The organism is Halomonas sp. NCCP-2165 (genome assembly GCF_023708045.1).
Taxonomy (GTDB): domain Bacteria; phylum Pseudomonadota; class Gammaproteobacteria; order Pseudomonadales; family Halomonadaceae; genus Bisbaumannia; species Bisbaumannia pacifica.
On the sequence record NZ_BRCY01000010.1, the window covers coordinates 104,535 to 111,108 of the forward strand.

9 protein-coding genes are annotated in these 6,574 nt (G+C 67.7%); 1 reads left to right on the forward strand and 8 read right to left on the reverse strand.

What is annotated here, in order from left to right:
* Positions 1-13: 13 nt before the first annotated feature.
* Positions 14-1,228, forward strand: a complete 1,215-nt coding sequence (gene flgL, locus NFU04_RS07435) for a flagellar hook-associated protein FlgL (RefSeq protein WP_251308867.1) — start codon at positions 14-16, stop codon at positions 1,226-1,228.
* Positions 1,229-1,409: 181 nt separating this feature from the next.
* On the opposite strand, the gene fliR is transcribed toward flgL, so the two are convergent.
* From fliR to NFU04_RS07475, 8 genes are all read right to left on the reverse strand, one after another.
* Positions 1,410-2,201 carry a flagellar biosynthetic protein FliR gene (gene fliR, locus NFU04_RS07440; protein WP_251308868.1) on the reverse strand — a complete coding sequence of 264 codons (792 nt, stop codon included), beginning with the start codon at positions 2,199-2,201 and terminating at the stop codon, positions 1,410-1,412.
* Between the two features lies 1 nt (position 2,202).
* A complete protein-coding gene (fliQ, locus tag NFU04_RS07445; protein WP_146803344.1) occupies positions 2,203-2,472 on the reverse strand; it encodes a flagellar biosynthesis protein FliQ in 270 nt (89 codons plus the stop codon).
* Positions 2,473-2,494: 22 nt separating this feature from the next.
* Positions 2,495-3,253, reverse strand: coding sequence for a flagellar type III secretion system pore protein FliP (fliP, locus tag NFU04_RS07450; RefSeq protein ID WP_251308869.1), 759 nt, complete (start codon positions 3,251-3,253; stop codon positions 2,495-2,497).
* On the reverse strand, positions 3,240-3,662 hold the full coding sequence (gene fliO / locus NFU04_RS07455) for a flagellar biosynthetic protein FliO (RefSeq protein WP_251308870.1): 423 nt from the start codon (positions 3,660-3,662) through the stop codon (positions 3,240-3,242). Before fliO ends, fliP begins: the two co-directional genes overlap by 14 nt.
* Positions 3,659-4,213, reverse strand: coding sequence for a flagellar motor switch protein FliN (fliN, locus tag NFU04_RS07460; protein WP_251308871.1), 555 nt, complete (start codon positions 4,211-4,213; stop codon positions 3,659-3,661). Before fliN ends, fliO begins: the two co-directional genes overlap by 4 nt.
* Positions 4,206-5,258 (reverse strand): flagellar motor switch protein FliM, encoded by a 1,053-nt coding sequence (gene fliM / locus NFU04_RS07465; RefSeq protein ID WP_251308872.1) that lies wholly within the window; start codon positions 5,256-5,258, stop codon positions 4,206-4,208. The genes fliN and fliM overlap by 8 nt, the downstream gene beginning before the upstream one ends.
* A gap of 20 nt (positions 5,259-5,278) precedes the next feature.
* Positions 5,279-5,764, reverse strand: a complete 486-nt coding sequence (gene fliL / locus NFU04_RS07470) for a flagellar basal body-associated protein FliL (protein ID WP_251308873.1) — start codon at positions 5,762-5,764, stop codon at positions 5,279-5,281.
* A gap of 108 nt (positions 5,765-5,872) precedes the next feature.
* A partial coding sequence (locus NFU04_RS07475) for a flagellar hook-length control protein FliK (RefSeq protein ID WP_251308874.1) occupies positions 5,873-6,574 on the reverse strand: 702 nt, incomplete at its 5' end.

Consider the following 6,574-nt stretch of genomic DNA (forward strand, 5'->3'; position numbering starts at 1 on the left):
GCGAGGAATTTTCATGCGTATCAGTACCCAGACCCTGTTCCAGCAGAACGTCAACAGCCTCAACCGTCAGCAGGGCGCCTTCCTGGAGATCGGCCAGCAGATCGCCAGCGGCAAGCGGGTCAACAAGCCCTCCGACGACCCCCAGGCGGCGTCCCGCGCCGTGGGGGTCGATCAGGCCAAGGCGGTGACCCAGCAGTACATGGACGCCCGGGTCAGCGCCCGCAATGCCCTGGCCCAGAGCGAGAGCGTGCTCAACAGCGCCAACGACGGCATCACCCGCGCCAAGACCCTGCTGCTGCAGGCCTCCAGCGATACCCTGAGCGACGTGGATCGCAACTCCGTGGCCAGCGAACTCAAGGGGCTCTACGAGTCCCTGCTGGGCCAGGCCAACAGCACCGATGGCAACGGCCGTTATTTGTTCGGCGGCTACCGGGACGACGCGCCGCCCTTCGCCAAGGATGCCGGCGGCGCCGTGCAGTACGAGGGCGACAGCCGCAATCGCGAGCAGCAGATCGATGCCGCGCGCAAGATGCCGGTCACCGATACCGGCGCCGATATCTTCCAGAGCGTGCATGCCAGCGCCGGCCTCTTGGCCAAGGCGGACGGCGGCAACGCCGGCAATGTCACCTACGGCTCGCCCCTGACCACGGACCTCACCGACCCCGCCTATGGTCAGCAGCACCGCATCGTCTTTAGCGACGATGGTGCCGGCGGCTTCGACTACGAGATCTTCGATGCCGGAGGCGCCAGCGTGCAGACGGGGGCTTATAGCGAAGGAACCCGTATCGAAGTCGCCGGGATGGCGGTGGAGCTCGAGGGGACGCCCGCGGATGGTGACGAGCTGACCCTGGGCCGCGCCACCGAGATGGAGCCGGACCTGTTCCGCACCCTGGAGAACGCCATCGCCGTGCTGGAGACGCCCGCCGACACCCCCGCCGAGAAGGCGGCATTGCGCAATACCCTCAATACCAGCCTGCGCGAGCTGGACAACGCCCAGGACAATATCCTCACCGTGCGGGCCTCGGTGGGGGCGCGGCTCAACGAGCTGGACGTGGTGGACAGCGTGGCCGGCAACCGCATGCTCAACTACGAGCAGACCCTCTCCGATCTGGTCGACCTCGACTATGTGGAGGCCGCCGCCGACTACAGCCTGCGCCAGGTGGGGCTGATGGCGGCCCAGAAGGCCTTCGTCGATATTCAGGGCGTCTCCCTCTTCGACCAGCTGTAGGTCGGATAAGCCGAAGGCGCATCCGACGCTCCGGGCACATCGGATATGGCAGGAGCGCCCTCGAATCGTCTCGGGGGCGCTTTTTCTATTGCAGCGTATGGAGCCTTGGTCGCCGTCGAATGGCTCTCGCCATCGGCGCGTTTATACCGACCGGCAGGGGCGGCCCTTTTTTGATAAGGCGTCAGGCCAGCGGCGCCAGGGCCTCGAGCAGCCGATAGATAAAGTCGATGCCCTGGGCGAAGAGTCGCGACAGGAAGCGCCCCAGGTCGGTCATCAGGATCATCAGCAGGAAGAGCCCCACGGTCAGCGAGGTGGGGAAGCCGATATTGAAGACGGTGAGCTGGGGCGCCGAGCGGTTGAGGATGCCCAGCGACAGGCTGATCACCAGCAGGGCGCCCATCACCGGCAGGGCCAGCAGCATGCCCGAGATCAGGATGGTGCCGCCATAGCGGGCCAGCATCTCGAAGGCCCCAGGGTTGAGGCCCTGGAGGCCGATGGGCAGCAGGCTGAAGCTGCGCACCAGGATCTCCAGCACCACCAGGTGGCCGTCGAAGGCCAGGAACATCAGCAGGGTGATCATGTAGAGCACCCGGGAGAGCACCATGGTATTGGTGCCGCTGGAGGGATCGAAGAAGGTGGCGAAGGCCAGGCCCATGGAGAGACCGATAAACTCGCCGGTGGCCTGCACCACCGCCAGGGTCACCTGCATCACCAGGCCGATGGCGATGCCGATGATCAGCTGCTCCACCACGATGCCCAGGCTCGCCCAGGAGATCAGCGGTACCTGGGGCAGGGGCGGCAGCAGCGGGGCGGCGGCCACCGTCACCAGCACGGCGAAGGCGATCTTCACCGGGTTGGGGACGCTGGAGTGGCCCCACAGGGGGGCGGCCAGCATAAAGCCGGTGATGCGCATCAAGGGCCACAGGAAGGCGACCAGCCAGGCCTGTAGCTGGGCGAAGGTGACCTCGACCATCTCAGGAGATCATCGTCGGAATATTGCCGAAGAGGTCGCGGGTGAAGTCGGTGATGCGCTTGAGCAGCCAGGGGCCGGAGATCACCAGCACGGCGAAGACCCCGAGGATCTTGGGGATAAAGGAGAGAGTCATCTCGTTGATCTGGGTGGCGGCCTGGAAGAGGCTGACCAGCAGGCCGGTGCTCAGCGCGGTCAGCAGCAAAGGCCCCGCCAGCCACAGGGTCACCTGCATGCCCTGGTAGGCCAGGCTCATCACCATTTCGGGGGTCATGGGTCGCTCCTTGCCCGGGGGCCTAGATATAGAAACTTTCCGCCAGCGAGCCGATGATCAGCTGCCAGCCGTCCACCAGCACGAAGAGCATCAGCTTGAAGGGCAGCGAGATGGTCGCCGGCGGCACCATCATCATGCCCAGCGACATCAGCACGCTGGCCACCACCAGGTCGATGATCAGGAAGGGAATAAAGATGGTGAAGCCGATCTGGAAGGCGGTCTTCAGCTCGCTGGTGACGAAGGAGGGCACCAGCACCTGCAGGGGCACGTCCTCGGGCCCCTGGAAGGGGCCTGCCCCGGCCAGGTCGGCGAACATCGCCAGGTCCGGTTCCCGGGTCTGGCCGAGCATGAATTCCCGGAAGGGCTCGGCGGCGATGGCCAGGAAGGCATCGAAGTTGATCTCGCCGGCGCTCAGCGGGGCCCAGGCCAGCTCATGGACCTGGCCGAACACCGGGGACATCACGAAGAAGGTCAGAAACAGCGCCAGGCCCAGCAGGATCTGGTTGGGGGGCGTGGACTGGGTGCCCATGGCGATGCGCAGCAGGCTCAGCACGATGATGATGCGGGTGAAGCAGGTCATCATCAGCAGCAGCGCCGGCAGGAAGGCCATGCTGCTGAGCAGCAGCAGGGTCTGCAGGGACATCGACCACTGCTGACCGCCATCCTCCAGGGGGCGGCTGGTGATCCCGGGCAGTTCCTGGGCCAGGCCCAGGCCGGGCCAGGCCAGCAGCAGGGCCAGCAAGGGCCACAGGCGCAGCAGGCGCGACCTAGCGATCCCCATGACGCCCTCCCCGGCCACCCAGGTTGTGCTTCAGGGCCGCGGCGAAGCGCTCGCCGAAGCCACCCTGGTCGGCCTCATCCAGGCCCCGGGCCAGGGCCTTATCGGCGCTGGCCTCCCGGGCCGGCAGGCGATGCAGCGGGGTCACGCCGCCGGCGCTCACGCCCAGCACCAGCCAGGTGTCATCCACCTCCACCACCACCACCCGCTCCTTGCCGCCCAGGGGGGCGCTGGCCACTACCCGGAGGCCGAGTGCCTGGCCGCGACGCCCCGGCCCCAGCCGGGTCAACAGCAAGCGGGAGAGGAAGATCAGCCCCAGCACCAGGGCCAGGGCGGCGGCGGTCTTGCCGAGGGTGGCCAGGCCCACCAGGGCCTCGCCCCCGGCGAGGGCGGTATCGCTGGCGTCGCTCATCGGTTCAGTTTCTGGACGCGCTCGGAGGGGGTGATGATCTCGGTGATACGGATGCCGTACTTGTCATCCACCACCACCACCTCACCCTGGGCGATCAGGTAGCCGTTGATCAGGATATCCATGGGCTCGCCGGCCAGGCCATCCAGTTCGATCACCGAGCCCTGGGCCAGCTCCAGCAGCTGCTTGATGGTGATGCGGGTGCGGCCCAGCTCCACGGTGAGCTTGACCGGGATATCCATGATCATCTCGAGGTCCCGCGGGGCACCGGCGGGGCCGCCGTCGCCCAGGGGGCGGAAGACCTGCTCGCCGGCGGCCTGGGCCCGGGGCGCCTGATCCTCGCCGGCGCCCTGTTCGGCCAGGGCGTCGGCCCAGGGATCGGCCTCCTCGGCGTCGCTCTTGCCCTCGGCGGCCTGCTGCTCGGCCATCGCCTCGGCCCAGGGATCGACCTCTTCGGCAGGCGTCTTGCCCTCGGCGGCCTGCTGCTCGGCCATGGCGTCGGCCCAGGCGTCCTCGGTGGGTTTCTGATCGTCGGGCTTGTTGGGATCAGTCATGCTTGGCTTCCTTGGCTTTCGACACGGCGCCCTTGACGAAGTCGGTCTTGGTGGGCACGTGCTGGGAGAGGTGGTCGATCATGCGTTTCACGCGCAGCGCGCGCTGGCCGTTCTGGCTGCCGTAGTCGCACTCCATTACCGGCACGCCATCCACATGGGCGGTGACCGTGTCGGGGAGTTCCAGGGGCAGGACATCCCCTTCCTGAAGGGAGAGCACCTCGGCGATCTGCGAGGGCAGGGTGGTGAACTCGGCCACCAGTTCCACCTCGGACTGGCGCAGCTCCCCGGCCATGCGCTGGGTCCACTGCTTGTGGTCGCCGCCCTCCTGGGAGTCGCTCATGGGGTTGGCCAGCAGGTCCCGCAGCGGCTCGATCATCGAGAAGGGCATGCAGATCTGGAAATCGCTGGCCAGGTTGCCCACTTCCAGATGGAAGTTGGTGTTGACCACGATCTCGTTGGGCGAGTTGGTGATATTGGCGAACTTGGCCTGCATCTCCGAGCGCAGGAAGCTGATCTCCAGGGGATAGACCGACTTCCAGGCCTCCTGGTAGCTGTCCAGGGCCAGGTTGAGGATGCGCCGGATGATGCGCTGTTCGGTATGCGTGAACTCGCGCCCCTCGGACTTGGTGACGAATCGCCCGTCACCGCCGAAGAGGTTGTCGACCACCATGAAGACCAGGGTCGGAGGAAAGACCACCAGGGCCGAGCCGCGCAGCGGCTTCATGCCGATCAGGTTGATATTGGTGGGCACCGGCACATTGCGCGAGAAATCGCTGTAGCTCTGGTAGCGCACCGCTCCCACGGTAATATCGGCGCTGCGGCGCATCAGGTTGAACAGCCCCATGCGGAACTGGCGGGCGAAGCGCTCGTTGATGATATCCAGCGCCTGCAGTCGCTCGCGGATCACCCGATGCTGGGTGGCCGGGTCGTAGGGGCGAATGCGCGAGGACTCCCCGCTGTTCTCCCCGGGGCCGTCCTCCTCGCCGCTGACGCCCTTGAGGAGGGCATCGATTTCTTCCTGCGAGAGCAGATCGTCTTGAGACATGGTGCGGAAGCGCCTGTGGGTTATTGCACGATAAACTCGGTGAAGAGCACCTCTTGCACCGCCAGTTCCGGCTGGGGCTGGGTCAGGGGCTCGTCGAAGAGGCGCAGCACCTCCTCGGCCAGGGCCCGGCGACCCCCGGGGGCGATCAGGTCCTCGTCGAACTGCTCGGAGAACAGCAGCAGCAGGCGGCTGCGTACCAGCGGCAGGTGCTCCTCGAGGATGCGCTGGGTGGTTTCGTCGCCCACCTTGAGGGTCAGGCCCACATAGAGCAGGCGATCGCTGTAGCGCTCGCTCTGCAGGTTGACGGTGAAGGGATCGACCCGCACGAAGATCGGGCTGGGGGCCACCGCCGGGGCCGCCTCGGCCGCGCTGGCCTGGGCGGTGCCGCGCTGTTCCAGCAGCAGATAGACATTCACCGCCGCCACCGCCGCTACCAGGATCACCAGTAGGGCAATCAGCCAGGCCGTCTTGCGGGAGCCGCCGGCCTTTGCCGTCGCGTTCGCCATGGGTACTCCTTGTCTACAGAGGGCCCGAGTATGCCCTAGCCGGCTCGGGCCCGATGAATCGAACAGGGCGGGGGAAGCGCCCTATCTCCGGGGTTTGTCGCCCTTGCCTCAGGCGAAGAGATCGACGCCGCCGCGCAGGCTGGCGGCCAGGCTGGCCGCCTGACGACCGCTGTCACCGCTCGGTGCCGGGGCCTCATCCGCCTGGGGCTCGCCGCCCCCTGCGCCGGACTCGCCCCGGGCGAGGAAGCCGTCGTGACGTTCGCCGCGCTGTTCACCCACCGAGGTGTCGGCCAGCTGGATGCCCTGCTCGGCCAGGGCCTCGCGGAGCTGCGGCAGGGCCTGTTCCACCGCCTGGCGCACCTGGGCATGGGCGGAGAGGAACTGCGCCTGGGCGCCCTGGTCGCCGAGCTTGAGGCTCACCGACAGCGGCCCCAGCTCGGCGGGGTGCAGGTGCAGCTCCACCTGGCCACCACGCTGTGCCAGGCCGATCAGCTGCTGGCCGAGCTGCTGCTCCCAGGCCTGGGTCGCCAGCGGGGCGCTCAGGCTGGCGGTGGCGGCCAGGCCCTGGGGGAGGCCCTGAGAGAGCCCTTGTGAAAGCCCTTGTGAAAGCCCCGCCTGGGATGTCGCGGCGCCGCCCTGACTCGCCCCCGGGAGCCCCGCCTCGATACCGATCGTGCGGCTTAGGCCGGGGTCCAGGGCCGGCTCAGCGCTGGGCAGCGGGGCCTGGGTGGCCAGGGCAGGGGCGAGGGGGGCGGGACGCTCGCCGCCGGCCTGGAGGGCCGACAGGGAGGCGGCCCGGTCCGGGGCCGC

Coding starts and splice junctions, on each gene's coding strand:
- flgL (WP_251308867.1), top strand. CDS start 14: ATGCGTATCAGTACCCAGACCCTGTTCCAGCAGAACGTCAACAGCCTC.
- fliP (WP_251308869.1), bottom strand. CDS start 3,253: ATGGGGATCGCTAGGTCGCGCCTGCTGCGCCTGTGGCCCTTGCTGGCC.
- fliO (WP_251308870.1), bottom strand. CDS start 3,662: ATGAGCGACGCCAGCGATACCGCCCTCGCCGGGGGCGAGGCCCTGGTG.
- fliR (WP_251308868.1), bottom strand. CDS start 2,201: ATGGTCGAGGTCACCTTCGCCCAGCTACAGGCCTGGCTGGTCGCCTTC.
- fliQ (WP_146803344.1), bottom strand. CDS start 2,472: ATGACCCCCGAAATGGTGATGAGCCTGGCCTACCAGGGCATGCAGGTG.
- fliN (WP_251308871.1), bottom strand. CDS start 4,213: ATGACTGATCCCAACAAGCCCGACGATCAGAAACCCACCGAGGACGCC.
- fliL (WP_251308873.1), bottom strand. CDS start 5,764: ATGGCGAACGCGACGGCAAAGGCCGGCGGCTCCCGCAAGACGGCCTGG.
- fliM (WP_251308872.1), bottom strand. CDS start 5,258: ATGTCTCAAGACGATCTGCTCTCGCAGGAAGAAATCGATGCCCTCCTC.